The organism is Nocardia pneumoniae NBRC 100136 (assembly GCF_000308755.1).
Classification (GTDB): Bacteria; Actinomycetota; Actinomycetes; order Mycobacteriales; family Mycobacteriaceae; genus Nocardia; species Nocardia pneumoniae.
In genome coordinates this window covers 26,459-43,084 of record NZ_BAGF01000032.1, presented here as the reverse complement: position 1 = coordinate 43,084, position 16,626 = coordinate 26,459, and the positions used below count along the sequence as shown (strand labels likewise).

Below are 16,626 nucleotides of genomic sequence, written 5' to 3'. Positions count from 1 at the left end.
GTCGTGGTCTCTTTCCTCGCAACCGAGCCGGGGTCAGAGCGTTTCGTTGAGCGCCTTGATCGGCATCTTCAGCTCGCCGAGCAGGTCCAGGTCCTGCTCGGCGGGACGGCCGAGGGTGGTCAGGTAGTTGCCGACGATGACGGCGTTGATGCCGCCGAGAATGCCCTTCTTGGCGCCGAGATCGCCGAGGGTGATCTCCCGGCCGCCGGCGAAACGCAGCATGGTGCGCGGCAGCGCGAGCCGGAACGCGGCCACGGCGCGCAGCGCGTCGGCGGCGGGCAACACCTCGAGGTCGCCGAACGGGGTGCCCGGCCGCGGGTTGAGGAAGTTCAGCGGCACCTCGTCGGGCTCGAGTTCGGCCAGGTTCGCGGCGAATTCGGCACGCTGCTCCAGGGTTTCGCCCATGCCGAGGATGCCGCCGCAGCACACCTCCATGCCCGCTTCGCGCACCATGCGCAGGGTGTCCCAGCGCTCTTCCCAGGTGTGCGTGGTGACCACGTTCGGGAAGTAGGAGCGGGAGGTCTCCAGGTTGTGGTTGTAGCGGTGCACGCCCATCGCGGCCAGCTGGTCGACCTGCTCCTGGGTGAGCATGCCCAGCGAGCAGGCGACCTGGATGTCGACCTCGTTGCGGATCGCCTCCACGCCCGCGGCGACCTGGGCCATCAGGCGCTCGTCCGGGCCGCGCACAGCGGCGACGATGCAGAACTCGGTGGCACCGGTCTTCGCGGTCTGCTTGGCGGCCTCGACCAGGCTGGGGATATCCAGCCACGCCGCACGCACCGGCGACTGGAACAGGCCCGACTGCGAGCAGAAGTGGCAGTCCTCGGGGCAGCCGCCGGTCTTCAGGCTGATGATGCCCTCGACCTCGACCTCGGGACCGCACCACTTCATCCGCACCTCATGGGCCAGGGCGAGCAGCTCCTCCAGTTGGTCGTCACCCAGGCGCAGGACCTCCAGGGTCTGTTCCTGGTTCAGCCCCTCGCCGCGCTCTAGCACCTGCTCGCGGGCGATCGACAGGATGGTGGTGTCTACCGGTGCCTGGGTCACTGCACGAATCCCTTCGTCCGGCCGAGGTGGCCGTGCAACTTGAACGGTGTTCAGGCTAGGGTAGCGGTAGGAGTGAGTCAAAGCACGACGGGGAAGGACTTCGAGTGCAGCTGCACCGGGCGGACGTGGTCGACGGCGCCATCGCGATTCTGGATCGATACGGTCTCGCCGACCTCACCATGCGCAGGCTGGCCGGGTCCCTTCAGGTGCAACCCGGCGCGCTGTACTGGCATTTCCCCAATAAGCAGGCGTTGCTCGGCGCGGTCGCGGACAAGATCCTCGCTCCCATGGAGGACCCGATCGAGGCCGAGGACTGGTCCGGCCAGATCACCGAATTGGCCCACCGCCTGCGCGACTGCCTGCTGGCCTACCGCGACGGCGCCGAATTGGTCTCGGCCACATACGCTTCCCGCCTCACCACGAGCAAGGGCCGGGAACGCTTGGTGAGCGCGGCGATTCGCGCGGGCATGCCGCGACACGAGGCCGAGCTCGCGGCATTCACCCTGCTCTACTACGTTCTGGGCCAGACCGTGGACGAGCAGTCGAGAATGCAGATGGACTCGATGGGCGCCCTCCCCGACGACACGTCGCCGCTGGAGGAAACCCCCGACCCGACAGCCCGTTTCGACTTCGGTCTGCAACTGTTCGTCGCGGGCGTGCGCCACCTGCTCGGCACCGGCGCCCGCTGACCAGCACAGGCATCACCGCATTGTCCGTCCGGTTGTCCGGACTCACCTCCGCTGACCTGCTCGGTCGTCGCCGATCGTTCCGCGCCTTCAACCGGGGAGCCAGCGTCCCTTACCTGCTCGGCCGTCGGCTGAGCGCTCCGGACCCGCCAACCCTGCTGCCCAGCAGCGGCATCCGCTGACCTGCTCGAGCGCGCGCATCGTTCCCGTCCGCATGGTCCGGCGCTCTGCATCGGCGACCGGTGGCCCACCCCAGCGTCGCCTCGCGGCGAACCGACCGGAGTGCCTACCCGGCGTCCTCCTGACCTGGCCGCCTCATGGGGAATGCCGCATCACGCCGGGAAACCAGCGGTGCATGGTGTAGGCGCCGGTCGCCGCGGCGAGCGCGAGGGCGATGGCGGCGGCGCCGAGCGCGGTGAGGGCGCTGATCGCGCCGACCGCCACCGGGCCCGCGAACATGCCGATGTCGTGGGTGAGGCGCCAGGCGCCCAGGAACTCGGCGCGCCGCACGTCGGGCGCGACGTCGGCGCCCACCGTCATGATCAGCCCGTTGCTCACGCCATTGGCGAGACCGAGCAGTACGGCCGCCGCGCTCAGGCCGAACACCGAGGAGGTGAACGGCAGCGCGCCGAAACCGGCGGCGAACAGGATCATCGACGGAACACCGGTGGCACGCCTGCCATATCGATCCAGCCACACCCCCGCCGGATAGGACATCAGCACATCCACGGCTCCCGCGACACCGAACACGAGGCTGGTGGTCGACGCGCTCACGCCGATATGCGCCGCCCACAAGGGCAACAGCGCCAGCCGCGCCGCCCGGGCCGCGCCGGTCAGCAGCGCGGCCACCCCGAGTGTGCCGAGGGTCCTGCGATGCTCGATCATCACCGCGCCCAGTGAGTGCCGCACGGTGGCGCCACTGTCCACGTCGGTCGACCGGATAGCCGCCATCGCCGCACCGGCGAGCACGGTGGTCGCCAACTGCAACCACAGCGCACCGTTCGGTCCGACGCCGTGTACCACCGCGGCGCCCAGGAACGGCCCGCAGAAGAAGCCGAGCCGCATCGAACCGGCCAAAGTCGACATCGCCCGCCCGAGATCGCCTCCGGGCACCACAGTCACGAGATAGGCCTGGCGGGCCAGCCCCCACACCGCGCCCGCCGCACCGTTGAGCACCATTCCCAGCGCGAGCACACCGACATTCGGCGCGAGGATCGCCGCGAGCACACCGACCGCGCCGAGCACCGACCCCACCGCCATCGCACCGCGTTCGCCGATCACGGCCACGATCCGGCCCGCGGGTAGATCGGTCAGCACCATGCCGAGCCCGGACAGTGCGACGACCACCCCGGCCAGCCCCGCGGAGGCGCCCAGATCCAGCGCCCGCAACGCGTACATCGGCGCCGCCGCGCCCGACCCGATGCCGTACACCACCACGGGCACGAACACCGTCCAGGTCAGCGACCGAAGACGCACGGGAGTCGCCGTTGCACCGCCCGCGACGGACGCGCTCACGCTCGCATCACCGATCGGCCGGAGCGCCGCATGACACCGCGGCTCACCGAAAACTCGACGACCCATGCAGCCTTCGCGAATCGATTCGGGCCCAATGCCATTCGGCCCAGGGCCAGACCGACACGATGCGCTGAACAGGCGGCAGGACAGTCGACCCCAACCGTCCCGATCGAGGTCGCCACAATGACATTCGCTCCCTGATCGGTGCATGCGCGCATCGCGCTCGCGCGGCCCGATCCGGCTTGCACGGCGTGGTTGCCCCGATACCGGCGGTGCCTTCGTCGCACGGCATCGGCCTCGTCGGTCCCTATCCGAGTCGGAGGCAACGCGATCCGTGCCTGCTCTCGATGTACTGCCGGATGGTTCGGCGCGGTGGAACAGCCGGTTTCGCGCGGGCCCCTCACCGGGTGAGTGCTGGCCGACGGGCGAAGCGGCTTTCGGGGCGGGGCAGGCCGAAGTGGTCGCGCAGGGTGGTGCCGGTGTACTCGGTGCGGAACAGTCCGCGTTCCTGCAGGATCGGCACGACCGTTTCGGCGAAGATCTCCAGTCCACCCGGGTAGTACGGCGGCATTACGTTGAAACCGTCCGCCGCGCCATTGCGGAACCACTCCTCGATGGTATCGGCGACCTGCTCGGGAGTACCGGCGAAGACTCGGTGGCCGCGCGCACCGGCGAGGCGGTGCAGCAGACCGCGCACGGTCGGCCGTTCCCGCTGCACGATGCCCGCGACGACCTGCAATCGGCTCTGTCCGTTGTCGGTGACATCGCCTGCCGCGTCGAACAATTCGACCGGGATCGGCTCGTCCAGAGGCAGGTGCCGCAGGCTGATCCCGACGATGCCCTCCAGCTGGGCCAGCCCGTAGTCGGGCACGGTGAGCTCGTTGAACTCGCGCTCCAGCCGCTTGGCCGCCGCCTCGGTGTCGGCGATGAACGGGCTGATGCCGGGCAGGATCTTGACGTGCTCGGGATCGCGGCCGAAACCGCGGGCGCGCGCTTTGATGTCGGCGTAGAACGCCTGCGCGTCGCTCAACCGCTGATGCGCGGTGAAGATCGCCTCGGCGTATCGGCCCGCGAACGCCCGGCCGTCGTTCGAGGCGCCCGCCTGCACCAGCACCGGGTGACCCTGCGGGGTTCGCGGCGCGGTGAACGGCCCGCGAACCGACAGATGTTCGCCCGCGAAGTCGATCCGGTGGATCTTGCCGGGGTCCGCGTACACCCCGGAAGCCCGGTCCAGGACGATGGCGTCGTCCTCCCAGCTGTCCCACAGCGCGACCACGGCGTCGACGAATTCCCCTGCCCGCGCGTACCGTTCGGCGTGGTCGGGGTGCTTGTCCAGGCCGAAGTTCGCCGCCGCGAGATCGGTGCCGGTGGTGACGATGTTCCAGCCCGCGCGCCCGCCGGAGATGTGGTCCAGCGTGGAGAACAACCTGGCCAGGTTGTAGGGCTCGTAGTACGTGGTCGACGCGGTGGCGATGAGACCGAGGTGCGTTGTGGCCGTGGCGATCGCGGTGAGCAGGGTGATCGGCTCCAAGCCGGAGGCCGCGTTGTGCTCGACGTTGGTGCGCAGGGCCGGGCCGTCGGCGAAGAACACCGCGTCCAGCTTCGCCGCCTCGGCGGTGCGGCCGATCTCCTGGTAGTAGGCGACGTCGTAGATCCGCTCGGGGCTGCTCCACGGGTGCCGCCAGGCGGCTTCGTGGTGGCCGGAGGGGTAGATGAACGCGTTGAGGCTGAGTTGACGTGGCGTGGTCATGAGGCTTTCTTCTCTTCGTCGTCGGCGGGCGTATGCGCGTCGACGCCCAGGCTGGCCAGGAGCAGGGAGCGGTGCCGCACAAAGGCCGGGTCACCGTGGCGGCGTGGGCGTTCCAGGTCGATGCGCTGGTCCACCGCGATGTGCCCGTCCTCGAGCACCAGCACGCGGTCGGCCAGCAGCACCGCCTCGTCCACGTCGTGGGTGACCAGCAGCACGGCGGGCCGGTGCTCGGCACACAGCTCCTGCAGGAGGGCGTGCATCTTGATCCGGGTCAGCGCGTCGAGCGCGCCGAACGGTTCGTCGGCCAGCAGCAGCTCGGGCTCGCGCACCAGCGACCGCGCCAGCGCGACGCGCTGCTGTTCGCCACCGGAAAGCTCTTTGGGCCAGGCTTTCTCCCGCCCCGCGAGGCCGACCTCGGCCAACGCGGAACGTCCCCGCTCGGCCGCGTCGGAGCCGCCGAGCCCGAGCGTCACGTTGTCCAGCACCCGCGCCCAGGGCAGCAACCGGGAGTCCTGGAAGACCACCGAACGTTCGGTGGGCACACTCAGCTCACCGGATCCCGGCACGTCGTAGTCCAGTTCGGCCAGCGCCCGCAGCAATGTGCTCTTGCCGGAACCGCTGCGGCCGAGCAGTGCGACGAACTCGCCGCGGGCGATGTCGATGTCCAGGTCGCGCAGCACGACCCGGTCGCCGAAGCCGCGTCGCAGCTGCCTGGCGCGGACGACGTTCAGTCCGCGAGTGTCTGTCGCCATGACAGCGCCTTCCTTTCCGCGGCGCGCACCAGGATGTCGCCGAACAGTCCGAGCAGGCCGTAGATCACCAGGCCGACCACGATGACGTCGATCTGGCCGTAGGTGCGTGCCTGGGTCATGAGATAGCCGATGCCGCTGGTCGCGTTGACCTGTTCCACGACGACGAGCGCCAGCCACGAAATGGTGACCGCGAGCCGAAGGCCGGTGAAGAACCCGGGCAGCGATCCCGGCAACGCGATCCGGCGGATGAATCCCCAGCGCGACAACTTCACCGTCTGGGCGAGCTCCACGTATCGGGCGTCGACACTGCGCAGGTGCGCGTGCGTGTTCAGGTAGATCGGGATCGCCACGCTGGTGGTGATGACCAGCAGCTTCATCTCCTCGCCGATGCCGAACCACACGATGAACAGCGGGATCAGCGCCAGGGTCGGGATGGCGCGTTTGATCTGGATCGGCCCGTCCACCAGCGCTTCACCGATCCGGCTCAGCCCGGCCAGCAGCGCGAGCACCAAGCCGATGGCGACGCCGAGGCCGAGCCCGGTCACGGCGCGCTGCACGGAGGTGAGCAGGTTGCTGTGCAGTCTGCCGTCGGCGAGCAGGTCGCCGGCGGTCCGGGCGACCGTCCACGGCGCGGGCAGGGTCTCCGGATCCACGGCGCCGGAAGCCGATCCGGCCACCCACGCGGCGACCAGCAACGTCGGTCCCACCGCGATGCCGAACGGGATCGGGCGGCCCGGCCCGAGCCGGGGGCGGGCGATCTTGCGTTCGGCGAGCACCGGCTCCGGCCCGGAGCGGGCCAGGCCGATGCGGTGCAGTACTCCGGCGTCCAGGGTTGCCATCAGCGTGCCTTCGGTTCGAACGCGGCACCGCTCTCGGTGACCGCCTGGGTGATCGCGGCGTCGAAACGCAGATCGAAACCGTTGGCAGCCTGCACCTTCTTGGGCAGCTCCCCCGCTTTGGCGATGGCGTCGATGGTGGCCTGCTGACGGTCGACCAGCTTCTGGTCCAGGTGCGGGAAGACGTACGTGCCCAGCGAGTCCACGATGCGCTTCGCATCGTCCGCACTCACCTTTTGGTTCTCCACGTAGTAGCGGCGCGCCCACTCGTCCGGATGCGTGTTGGCCCACTGGTAGGCGCGCACGAACGCGCCGACCAGGGCACGGGTGGCGGCCGCCTTGGCCGGGTCCCGCACGATGGCGCGGCGGGCGTAGAGGTAGGCGAGGCCGCCGTAGATGCCCGCGGTCTCGGAGTCGGGGATCAGAGACGCGCCCGGCGTGCGCAGGAACCGGGTGACGTTCGGTTCGATCAGCGGGGCGACGTCGACCTGGCCGGTGCGCACCGCGTCCGGGAACTCGGCCAGCTGCAGCCGCACCAGCTGCACGTCGGAGGTCTTCAGTCCGGCCTTGTCGAGCGCGCGCAGCACCGCGGCCTGCTGGGCGGTGCCTTCGGCGTAGGCGATCTTCTTGCCCTTCAGGTCCGCCAGCGTCGACACCGGCTTGCCCGGCGCCACCGCGAGTTTCAAGGCGGTGGTGCTGGTCTGGTAGGACGCGATGATCGGAACGTCCTGCCCGGCCACCAGGGCGTGAATCGGGGGAACGTCGCCCACCTGCGCCACATCGGCGGCGCCGGCGCGGAACGCCTCGAGAATGGCGGGTCCGCCGACGAAGTTTGCGAACTGCACCTTGAACGGGAGTTTGTCGAGTTCACCGGAGATCCGCAGGACGGATTGCAGGCGCTCGGACTGGTCGGCGACCACCAGGGTGGTTCCCGCCGGAACCTCGGTGGGCAGTGGTCCGTCGGCGGTGGGACCGACCGGCTCGTCGTCGTTCGCACAGCCGGTGAGTCCCAGGGTCGCAACGGTTGCCACGGCGAGCAATGCGGCGGTCGTGCGGCCGCGGAGGCCGGACCGGAACGTACTGGGTCGGAACATAGGCGAATTGAAACAAGACGAATCCGGCGGGGAAACGGTTTGTCTCAGCCTGGTTCGAACCCCGGTCAGCGCGGCGGCGCCGCGACCATCGTCCCACGGACCTGCTGCTGATAACGCTGGATGAACGGCAATACCTGCTGCTCGATCACCGTGTTGTACTCGCGGGGACGCTGCATCGGATTGGCGTGTCCGGTGTTTCGCGCCAGCACCACCAGCAGGGTGCCGTCCACGCCGCCGGAACGCTCGATCAGCACTTCGTGGGAGTACTCGACATCGACCACGCGGTCTCGCCCCGGATCGCGCGGACGAATGAAAACAATGGCGGGCCGCGGCTTCTCCGCCGCGGGTTCGGCCAGGGCGCGCAGATTGTCGGTGGCACCACCCGCCACGATGGCGGTGAACTGCGACTCGATCAGCCCGTTGCTCGCCGCGTCGCGCGAGACGATCTTCTCCCGCAGCACCTCCGTCAGCACCTCGCCGAGTTCGCCGAACCGGATGCCGGGCAGTCCGTCGCCGCGGTCGAGGAATCGATCGCGGCGGGCGTAGGTCTCCACGGCCAGGCGCAACATGCGGCTCTCCCTGGCGCCGGGCAGCCATCCCATCCAGCGCAGCATGTCCTCGCCGCGCCCGCGGCTTTCCGGGCGGACCGCGTTCAAGTCCACCGGCGTGCAGTCCAGGACCACCCCGACGAGCCTGCGGTCGCTGCCGCGATGGATGTGCTCGGCGACCTCCAGCGCGATCACCCCGCCCATGCTGTGCCCGACGAGCACCACGTTCTTCAAGCCGGACAGTTCCGCGGCACGGATGATCAGGTCGGCGATCACCTTGGTGTCGATGCCCTGGTTGTCGTAGCGGATCGCCCACACCATGCCCATCCCGCGCAGCGCGGGCAGCGCGGCGGCGGTGTCGCTGGCGTCCAGACCGCCCAACCCGACCAGGTCCACCACCACGGTGTCCCAGTTCTTCGGGTCCATCGGCGGGGCGACAGGCAGGATTGCCGGGTCGGTGCGCGCCAGCCGCGCCTGTTCCGGCACGACGTCGTACGTCCAGTACTGCGCGAACACCACGAGCCCGGTCAGCAGCAGTGCGGCCACCCGCAGCAGCGTCACCCTGGTGCGGCGCAACGTCTTCCACCCGTGCCCCAGGCGCGTGTCCCGCAGCCGAGCTCGGCGTCGCGCGTCGTCCCAGTCGGAGACGGTGGACGGGTGCCTCTCGTCCAACGGCGACATCCACCCCACTGTAGGCACGAGCGCGGATGGCTGCCATCCAGCGCGCCGGAATCCGGCCCTTCGGCTGGGCCCGAGACGCGATCGACTGAGGGTTGGCGGGTTGATCCGGGCTGGTGACCGGTGATGCTGCCGGTGGAGGTGATGCCGGTGGCGCGCAAGCCGGATGTGTTCGTCAGAGCGGTGACCCAGGTATGTGCGGTCTTCGCCGTCGGCTCCAAGCTCCGGCGCTCGGATCACCTACCGAAGGTTGCTCGACGCGGCACTAGTTGGTCCACGGGCCTATATTGGTACCGGAAAGCGCCAGATCTATATATGTGGCCTTGTTCTTGAGATCCATCGCCTCGGCGAGAAGGGTATCGTTCGGGGTTCTTTCATATTGTTGCGCCTTGCTCGCCAGCCTCTCGGCGAGCGTGTATCCGATGTATCGCCGCTTATCCTCACTCTGCGCCGCCCATTCCCGCGCCGCGCTCTCTTTTGTCCCACCGAATGCGTTGAGGAAATCTTGGTACGTGTTGTAATCAGCCATAGCTTTCGAGGCGAATGGATCCCTTTCAAAACCGCGAGTGCTGCCCAGGGGGCGGGGGGTGAGACGGTGGAACATAACCGCGGACTCCGCGAATTGCGCATTGTGGGCGGCTTGTTCGACGGCGCCGCCCCAGCCTCGAGTGCTTTCGGCGAGATCCAACGCGGCAGCTGCTTGTGCCAACGGCCCGTACTGCACCGGATTCTCGTCGGCAGACTTCATCGTACGGGCATGAGCCTCGGCCGCCCATCGGCGCATTGCAGGGGGGAAGCGGGCGACAGCGAGTGCGCCCATTGCGTCGGCGCGGTCCCCACCGAGTGTGAGAATGGTCGTCATGGCTGCCGCGGCAGCTCGAGCATTGACACCATCGAAGTCAGTTACGGCAGCCCGGGCGGCTGCATCGTGCGCATTCTTCCCCAACGTGAGTCGAGCCATCCAGCTCCCGGCGGTCCGCGGCGGTACGTTTCCGCGCAGCAGCTCGTAATTCAGGTAATTCATTTCCTGCATTCGTCGCGAGTAGTACGTCAACGGGTTCGGGCGACCGAACATCCAGGACGCAACGGGGTTTCCATTGAAATCGGCGGCAAAACGTACTGCGGTCCCGATGGCATGGCCCGGAGATAACGACTGACGAATGGTTGCTTCGCCCATTCCGGTGGATGCGCCACCCGCCGGAGCCGGTCTGCCCTCGAGCACTGCACGGATCTTCTCAGCGATCCGGCTCTGGCCACCGATCAGGTTGAGATCGAGACGGTGCAACAGCACGAAACCTGCGACCAGCACGATGCCACCGACGAAGATCACCGCTAGGCCACTCCCGGGTGCCGCACGGAACACACTGCCCAGCACAAGGACGTAGCCACCTTCGAATACGAAGAGGACGACCATCGACCCGGCATCACCGACCATGCCCACGAGGTTGCGGACCAGAAATGCCTGAGAAGGACCGTAAATGAATCCGCCTGCGGCGAAACCGACAATAGCCGCGGTTCCGTGGAAGATCGCCGAGACTGCGGCGAGGAAAATCTTGATCGAGAGATAGACCAGAAAGAGCAGCAGGATCGTCCCGCATATCAACAGCACCAGGCCGGTGCCGATCTGTCCGATACTCGGATTCTGGATTCTGTCGTGGGCCAAGGTGTCACCGCACTGGCGCATACCTTCCGCGAGCTGCGATTCCTTGGCCGCCAGAACTGCCGACGACCATGCCGCACGGCACCTCGGCGAATCGTCCACGACATGACCGAGATTCCAGACCTGCACCGGACGTCGTGCGAAGTTGTCGGCCAGCGTGCCGTTGAACTCGGCGACTATCGATTGTGGATCCGGAGTAGAGTTGCCGTTCAGTCCCGCGGCGACCGCTATCCCGACATCACGCCCCTGGCTCAGCAGACCGTCCGACGAGAACACGGCGGCCAGCGGATGCGCAAGGTATGCGGCGCCGACGACGGCAACGACCAGCATCGCTACGACTTGAACTACAGCTTTCGCGGGGTGTCCCCGCACAACGAACCACGCCACAAAGAACGCACCGATCGTCACCGACAAGGTCAGCACGAGCGGGGTGGCTATCGCACCGGTGAGGCCGTCGGCGACCGCGGTAAAGGGTTTTTCGAGCCAGGCGAGCCAGCCGAAACTCGCCACGAACCCGGTCAGCCAGATGCCACTGATCACGATAACCATGAAGATCGCGAAGAGCAAACCCAGCACAATCGCCACCGCCGCCTCTTTGGGGTCGAGGACGCCGGTTTCGGTGGCGAAGATGTAGTTCGACAACGGAACTCCGTACGAGTCCTTGATACCGGTCCAGGCGAGCCCGTCGATCGTGGACGTGCTTCTGGCATAGGCGACCGTGTCGGTCTGCCCGGCGGCCGCACCGCCGCTGAGGGTCCAAGCTGCCAGCAGAACCAGCAAGGTGGTCAGGATCCGGACGGTGGTATGTCGGCGACGGCTGACGCGGGCCCAGGCGCGACCACGCCCCAGCAATGCCCGCAGTGACCAATCCGTGTCCCACATGGTGGACCGACGTGGACAGGAATTCCGACCAAGCCTCATGAGCAGTCGCATACGTCTCACCTCGCAGACCTGGATCGCAGGTTGCATGTAGGTTACGTGCTTGTTGGTACACCATTAAACGTGCCGTTATCCGTTGGCTCACCCGTTCGATGTAACGGATATATTACGATTGGCTCCGATCACATCGGCGGCATGGCGGGTTCCACCCGGCGGCGCAAACTCCGCCGAATTCGGCAGGCGCACAATGGATTCCCGCGGCGCCGCGGCCTCCGCGGCAAACTTGCCGAGCGACATCCGCCAGCCGATTCGTTGTCCTCGGGCGCGATCCCTCTAGGAGCCCACCGCTTTCGCTGGAGGGAAGGTCTCGGGTCCGCAACTCACCCGACGACCGACCAGACGGGATCGAACCAGCCTGGAGCGGCAGCGGTGAACTGCTCGCGGTCCCATCGGCCCGCACCCTCGGGTATCGCGCCGACCAGGTCGACGCCGGTTATCCTGGGCAGGTCGGTTCTGTTGCACTGAGCGGCCAAGTCGGGGTCGGCGGGCCAGGAACCGATGACCAGGCCGGTGCACCGCACGCCCGCCGACTGCAGTGTGCGGGTGGTCAGTTCGGTGTGGTTGAGCGTGCCGAGACCGGCGGCGGTGACCAGCAGGACGGGTGCGCCGAGTTTCTGGGCCAGGTCCAGCAGCGTGAAATCACCCAGGCGCACCAGCAATCCGCCCGCGCCTTCGACGAGGACCAGGTCGGCGCCGGTGAGGGAGTCTATGGCGGCGGCGGTTTCGGCGAGGGTCAGCTCCGGCAGACCGGCCCGGCGGGCGGCGGTGTCGGGCGCCAGCGGATCCGGGTAGCGGGCCAGTTCCAGCGTCCGGGAGACGCCGGTCAGGCGCTGGATCTCCGCGAGATCGCCGGGTGCGCCGACCGCGACACCGGTTTGGCCCGGTTTGCACACCGCGACCGAGCGGCCGTCCGCCGCGGCGACAGCGGCGACGGCGGCCGTGACCACCGTTTTGCCGACGTCGGTGGAGGTTCCGGTGATCAGCAGGATGGTCATGCTGGCACCGCTCCTCGCGCCTCGGCCAGCACCTCGCCGAGGACCGTTGCGATGGTGCCGAGTTCGGCGGGGGTGAGGTCGGCCCGTGCGGTCAGCCGCAAACGCGAGGTGCCCTCCGGAACCGACGGCGGACGGAAGCAGCCCACGTCCAGACCGCGCGCCCGGCACGCCTGAGCCGCGTCGAAGGCCACCTGCGCGGGGCCGAGCACGACCGAGACCACCGCGGAATCCGGGGCGGGCACACCGGCGATCCTGGCGATGTCCGCGGCGCGTTCCAGCACCCGCCCGGCCAGTTCCGGCTCGGAGCGCAACAGGCGCAACGCGGCCCGCGCGGCGCCGACGGCAGCGGGCGCGAGTCCGGTGTCGAAGATGAACGTGCGCGCGGCATCGATCAGGTGGGCGCGCACCCGCGCACTGGCCAGCACCACACCGCCTTGCGCGGCAAGGGATTTCGACAGCGTCGCGGTGATCACCAGGTCCGGCGCGCCGGAAAGCCCGAGTTCGTGCACCAGCCCGCGCCCGCCCGCGCCGCGCACGCCGAGGCCGTGCGCCTCGTCCACGACGAGCACCGCGCCATTGGCCCTGGTCACCCGATGCAACTCGGCCAGCGGCGCGAGGTCGCCGTCGGCGCTGAACACCGAATCGGTGAGCACCAGCGCGCGTTCCTCGGCGCGCTGCGCCAGCAGCCGGTCCACCGCGCTCACATCGCGGTGCGGCGCGATCTCCACCCGGGCCCGCGACAGGCGGCAGGCGTCCACCAGCGAGGCGTGGCTGCCCGCGTCGGAGACCACCAGCGAGCCGCGCCCGGAGAGCGCGGTGACCGCGCCCAGATTGGCGGCGTACCCGGAGGCGAACACGAGTCCGGCTTCGGCGCCGACGAATTCGGCCAGCTCGGTCTCCAGCAGCTCGTGCTCGGCGGTGGTGCCGGTGACGAGCCGGGACCCGGTCGAGCCCGCGCCCCAGCGGCGCACCGCCTCGATCGCGCCGTCGATCACCTCCGGGTGGCGGACCAGCCCGAGGTAGTCGTTGGAGGCGAGGTCGATGGAGGGCGTCCGCGGTGCGCGCGGCCGCAGCTCACGGCGCAGCCCCGCGGCCACGCGCGCGGCTGCGCGCTCGTCCAGCCAGCTCAACGGATCGGTAGTCACAGCTCCGCAGCATACTTGAACACCGTTCAGGACGGCCAGTCACGGGCGCGGCTGGTACCGTTGTTCCATCGTTGGTGGCGTCACCGGCCTGCGGTGACGAAGCTTCACTCCGGAGGAAGAAGCCGGATGCCGCGGTGGGCGATAGTCGTCGAGGAAACAACGGGCTCGGGCGATCACAAGCGCTGGTCACCCCGCATACTCGCGGAAGTGGTCGGCACGCGGGCGCAGGCACTGGCCAAGCTGGCTTGCGTGCTGCCGACCTACACCCCCGAGCATCCCAAACTGCGTGGCCGCCGGGTCGTCCTGCGTGACGGCGACACCTACTTGCTGATGGTGCGCGGCTGGTCCGACGACTACCACTGCATCTTCCGGGTCTGGGAAGTGTTGTCCGACAGCGATCGTCCGGAGATCGCCGATGCCCGTCGTCGCGCACGCGACTGACTCAGGGAGCGCCGAACCGGTTCGAGAGAGGGCTTCACCGCCATCTCCCCGCCGCGGCGGGCGCGCGGGCCGGGACGCCCGGACAGCGACGGCACAATCCTCCCGCCCTGGACCGCTTGACGGAGCTCACCGCTCGGACTGCGCGGCGACCGCTGCCCGCATCCCGGCGGTGATCGTCGCGACATCGTCCGGCGTGCTGATGAACGGCGGCATGGTGTACACCAGATTGCGGAACGGACGCAGCCACACCCCGGCCGCGACCGCCGCGTCGGTCGCGGAGCGCATGTCGACCGGACGGTCCAGCTCGATCACGCCGATCGCGCCGAGCACCCGCGCCTCCACCACACCCGGCAGGCCACGCACCGGGGCCAGCCCGGCCTCCAGCTCGGCCTCGATCCGCGCCACCTCGCCGCGCCAGTCGCGCGAGCGAAGCAACTCGATCGAGGCGACCGCGACCGCGCAGGCCAGCGGGTTGCCCATGAAGGTCGGCCCGTGCATGAGGCCGCCGTGTGCCGCGCTGATCGTCTCGGCGATCCGCGCGGTGCACAGCGCGGCGGCCAGGGTGAGGTAGCCGCCGGTCAGCGCCTTCCCGACGCACATCACGTCCGGGCTCACACCCGCTCGATCCGCGGCGAAAAGCGTTCCGGTGCGACCGAATCCGGTCGCGATCTCGTCGAAGATCAGCAGCACGCCGTGTTCGTCGCACAGCCTGCGCAGGTCGGCCAGGTAGCCGGGGTGATGCCAGCGCATCCCGCCCGCGCCCTGCACGATCGGCTCCACGATGACCGCCGCGAGCTCGTCGGCGTGCGCGACGAGCATGCGCTCCAGCTCCGTGACGTATTCGGGCCGGTACTCGCGCGGCGGCGCGGGCGCGAAGAGCTGATCCGCCAGGATGTCGGTCCACAGCGCGTGCATGCCGCCTTCCGGGTCACACACGCTCATCGGGGTGAACGTGTCGCCGTGATAGCCGCCGCGCCAGGTGAGCAGCCGCCGCTTGCGCGGCTTGTCCAGCGAACGCCAGTACTGCAGACACATCTTGACCGCGACCTCCACCGACACCGAGCCGGAGTCGCACAGGAACACCTTGTCCAGCCCGGCGGGCGCCGACTCGACCAGCAGCTCGGCCAACCGGGCCGCCGGCTCGTGGGTGAGCCCGCCGAACATCACGTGACTCATCCGCCGCGACTGCGCGAGCAGTGCCGCGTCCAGCACCGGATGCCGGTAGCCGTGGATGGCGGCCCACCAGGAACTCATGCCGTCGACCAGCTCGCGCCCGTCGGCCAGGGTCAGCCGAGTGCCCGCGGCGCTCGCCACCACCAGCGGCTCGGTGCTGGCGGGGAAGCCGCCGTAGGGATGCCAGACATGCTCGGCGTCGAGGGCGGTGATCTCGTCAGGGGTCAGTGCCACAGGAATCCTCGCGTCGCGGCCCCGGCCCACCCGGGGCTTGAACGCTGTTCAAGTTAGCATTCGAACCGGGCGCGTACGCGTCGAGTCCGGCGCAGCCGAATGCGGACCGCCGAGTGCGGCTGGATCATGTTGGGAGACAACGACGTGCTCACCGCGGCGTAGCGGATCTCCCAGCGCACGGGCTTCGAGCTCGTCGAGCAGACCCCGCACCGCCCGTCATCCGGCATCCGCTCGATCCGCCGCCAGCGTCGTGTCCACCTGAACCAGCGCCGTTCGTAACTCCGCGAGACGGCTCTGACCCAATGTCCGCGCGAGCCTGCGCTCGATGTCGCGAATCCGCTCGGCCGCCAGCTCCAGCGCGGCCTGCCCCTCCTCGGTGACCCGCACCACCCGCGCCCGGCGATCGGCCGGGTCGACCTGGCGCACCACCAGTCCGCATCGTTCCAGGTGGGTCACCAGCTCGCCCATCGACTGCTGGGTCATCCCGGCGGCTTCCGCCAGTGCGGTGACCCTCGACCCGGCCGGGTCGAGGTATGCGAGATGCACGGACACTCACCTTCCGCAGCGGGCACCGCGTCACCTTGGTCGCCGACAGCGCCGACGAGCAAGGCCCCTACCTGCGGCTCGAGCACGTGCTGCCGCGAGCGGAACGCCAGGCGGGCCCGCACTGGCATCCGGTGCTCAGCGAGCGGTGGACCGTCCGGCAGGGTCGACTCCGATTCACCGTCGACGGCACCGAGATCGTCGCCCACCCCGGCGACACGGTCACGGCACCGGCTGGTGTCGTACACGAGTTCGTCAGCGAGGCCCCCGACACGGTGATCGATCACGAGATCCGGCCACCGCTGCGGCACTGGGAGATGTTCCAGCTCTGGCACAATCTGGACCGCGCGGGCAAGACCACCCGGGGCAGGGTGCCACGCGATCCGCTCGCGCTCGCCTTGCTGTGGGAGTACCAGGACGGCTACCTCGGGGGCATCCCGGCCCGGCTGCAACGGATCGTGCTGGGTGGCCTGGCGAGCATCGCCGTGCGTCTCGGCTACCGGCGCCGCTGGCTGGAAAACGGCTCCGACCTCGCCTGACTTCCCCAGCCAGAACCACCCGCACAGGCAAGCGCCCGGCTGCCGCTACTG

At 69.0% G+C, this 16,626-nt stretch carries 16 protein-coding genes; 4 read left to right on the top strand and 12 right to left on the bottom strand.

Annotated elements, in window-relative coordinates:
- Positions 1-33 precede the first annotated feature (33 nt).
- Complete coding sequence (gene bioB / locus ON34_RS09610; RefSeq protein WP_040777127.1) at positions 34-1,047, bottom strand: biotin synthase BioB; 1,014 nt, start codon at positions 1,045-1,047, stop codon at positions 34-36.
- 104 nt (positions 1,048-1,151) lie between these two features.
- Here bioB and ON34_RS09605 point away from each other — a divergent pair, with 104 nt between their 5' ends.
- Both ON34_RS09605 and ON34_RS36745 read left to right on the top strand, forming a co-directional pair.
- Complete coding sequence (locus tag ON34_RS09605) at positions 1,152-1,736, top strand: TetR/AcrR family transcriptional regulator C-terminal domain-containing protein (RefSeq protein WP_040777125.1); 585 nt, start codon at positions 1,152-1,154, stop codon at positions 1,734-1,736.
- Positions 1,737-1,768: 32 nt separating this feature from the next.
- Positions 1,769-1,915 carry a hypothetical protein gene (locus tag ON34_RS36745; protein WP_169333857.1) on the top strand — a complete coding sequence of 49 codons (147 nt, stop codon included), beginning with the start codon at positions 1,769-1,771 and terminating at the stop codon, positions 1,913-1,915.
- A 133-nt stretch (positions 1,916-2,048) separates the two neighbouring features.
- Here the strand turns inward: ON34_RS36745 and ON34_RS09600 are convergent, their stop codons facing one another.
- The 9 genes from ON34_RS09600 to ON34_RS09560 form a co-directional block, all read right to left on the bottom strand.
- Positions 2,049-3,248: an MFS transporter gene (locus ON34_RS09600; RefSeq protein ID WP_063821655.1), complete on the bottom strand. Its 1,200-nt coding sequence runs from the start codon at positions 3,246-3,248 to the stop codon at positions 2,049-2,051.
- A 400-nt stretch (positions 3,249-3,648) separates the two neighbouring features.
- Complete coding sequence (locus tag ON34_RS09595; protein WP_040777122.1) at positions 3,649-4,998, bottom strand: LLM class flavin-dependent oxidoreductase; 1,350 nt, start codon at positions 4,996-4,998, stop codon at positions 3,649-3,651.
- Positions 4,995-5,750, bottom strand: a complete 756-nt coding sequence (locus ON34_RS09590; protein ID WP_083889262.1) for an ABC transporter ATP-binding protein — start codon at positions 5,748-5,750, stop codon at positions 4,995-4,997. The genes ON34_RS09595 and ON34_RS09590 overlap by 4 nt, the downstream gene beginning before the upstream one ends.
- Positions 5,726-6,589: an ABC transporter permease gene (locus ON34_RS09585; RefSeq protein WP_040777119.1), complete on the bottom strand. Its 864-nt coding sequence runs from the start codon at positions 6,587-6,589 to the stop codon at positions 5,726-5,728. The genes ON34_RS09590 and ON34_RS09585 overlap by 25 nt, the downstream gene beginning before the upstream one ends.
- Positions 6,589-7,680, bottom strand: a complete 1,092-nt coding sequence (locus ON34_RS09580) for an ABC transporter substrate-binding protein (RefSeq protein WP_083889260.1) — start codon at positions 7,678-7,680, stop codon at positions 6,589-6,591. The genes ON34_RS09585 and ON34_RS09580 overlap by 1 nt, the downstream gene beginning before the upstream one ends.
- Positions 7,681-7,745: 65 nt before the next feature.
- Entirely contained in the window at positions 7,746-8,909 is a 1,164-nt protein-coding gene (locus ON34_RS09575; RefSeq protein ID WP_040777116.1) for an alpha/beta fold hydrolase, read from the bottom strand.
- Positions 8,910-9,171: 262 nt separating this feature from the next.
- Entirely contained in the window at positions 9,172-11,346 is a 2,175-nt protein-coding gene (locus ON34_RS09570) for a hypothetical protein (protein WP_157172242.1), read from the bottom strand.
- 479 nt (positions 11,347-11,825) lie between these two features.
- Entirely contained in the window at positions 11,826-12,500 is a 675-nt protein-coding gene (gene bioD / locus ON34_RS09565) for a dethiobiotin synthase (protein WP_040777110.1), read from the bottom strand.
- Entirely contained in the window at positions 12,497-13,645 is a 1,149-nt protein-coding gene (locus ON34_RS09560; protein ID WP_040777107.1) for an 8-amino-7-oxononanoate synthase, read from the bottom strand. The genes bioD and ON34_RS09560 overlap by 4 nt, the downstream gene beginning before the upstream one ends.
- A gap of 126 nt (positions 13,646-13,771) precedes the next feature.
- On the opposite strand from ON34_RS09560, the gene ON34_RS09555 reads away from it, so the two are divergent.
- The gene (locus ON34_RS09555; protein ID WP_051022323.1) at positions 13,772-14,086 is read left to right on the top strand and encodes a hypothetical protein; all 315 of its coding nucleotides are present in this window, start codon (positions 13,772-13,774) and stop codon (positions 14,084-14,086) included.
- A gap of 126 nt (positions 14,087-14,212) precedes the next feature.
- On the opposite strand, the gene ON34_RS09550 is transcribed toward ON34_RS09555, so the two are convergent.
- Positions 14,213-15,493 (bottom strand): adenosylmethionine--8-amino-7-oxononanoate transaminase, encoded by a 1,281-nt coding sequence (locus ON34_RS09550; protein WP_040777248.1) that lies wholly within the window; start codon positions 15,491-15,493, stop codon positions 14,213-14,215.
- A gap of 216 nt (positions 15,494-15,709) precedes the next feature.
- Positions 15,710-16,039, bottom strand: coding sequence for a MarR family winged helix-turn-helix transcriptional regulator (locus ON34_RS09545; RefSeq protein WP_245547958.1), 330 nt, complete (start codon positions 16,037-16,039; stop codon positions 15,710-15,712).
- Here ON34_RS09545 and ON34_RS09540 point away from each other — a divergent pair.
- On the top strand, positions 16,027-16,575 hold the full coding sequence (locus ON34_RS09540) for a cupin domain-containing protein (protein ID WP_040777105.1): 549 nt from the start codon (positions 16,027-16,029) through the stop codon (positions 16,573-16,575). The genes ON34_RS09545 and ON34_RS09540 overlap by 13 nt on opposite strands.
- Positions 16,576-16,626: the final 51 nt, after the last annotated feature.

Coding starts and splice junctions, on each gene's coding strand:
- ON34_RS09595 (WP_040777122.1), bottom strand. CDS start 4,998: ATGACCACGCCACGTCAACTCAGCCTCAACGCGTTCATCTACCCCTCC.
- ON34_RS09585 (WP_040777119.1), bottom strand. CDS start 6,589: ATGGCAACCCTGGACGCCGGAGTACTGCACCGCATCGGCCTGGCCCGC.
- ON34_RS09590 (WP_083889262.1), bottom strand. CDS start 5,750: ATGGCGACAGACACTCGCGGACTGAACGTCGTCCGCGCCAGGCAGCTG.
- ON34_RS09575 (WP_040777116.1), bottom strand. CDS start 8,909: ATGTCGCCGTTGGACGAGAGGCACCCGTCCACCGTCTCCGACTGGGAC.
- ON34_RS09555 (WP_051022323.1), top strand. CDS start 13,772: ATGCCGCGGTGGGCGATAGTCGTCGAGGAAACAACGGGCTCGGGCGAT.
- ON34_RS09580 (WP_083889260.1), bottom strand. CDS start 7,680: ATGTTCCGACCCAGTACGTTCCGGTCCGGCCTCCGCGGCCGCACGACC.
- bioD (WP_040777110.1), bottom strand. CDS start 12,500: ATGACCATCCTGCTGATCACCGGAACCTCCACCGACGTCGGCAAAACG.
- ON34_RS09540 (WP_040777105.1), top strand. CDS start 16,027: ATGCGAGATGCACGGACACTCACCTTCCGCAGCGGGCACCGCGTCACC.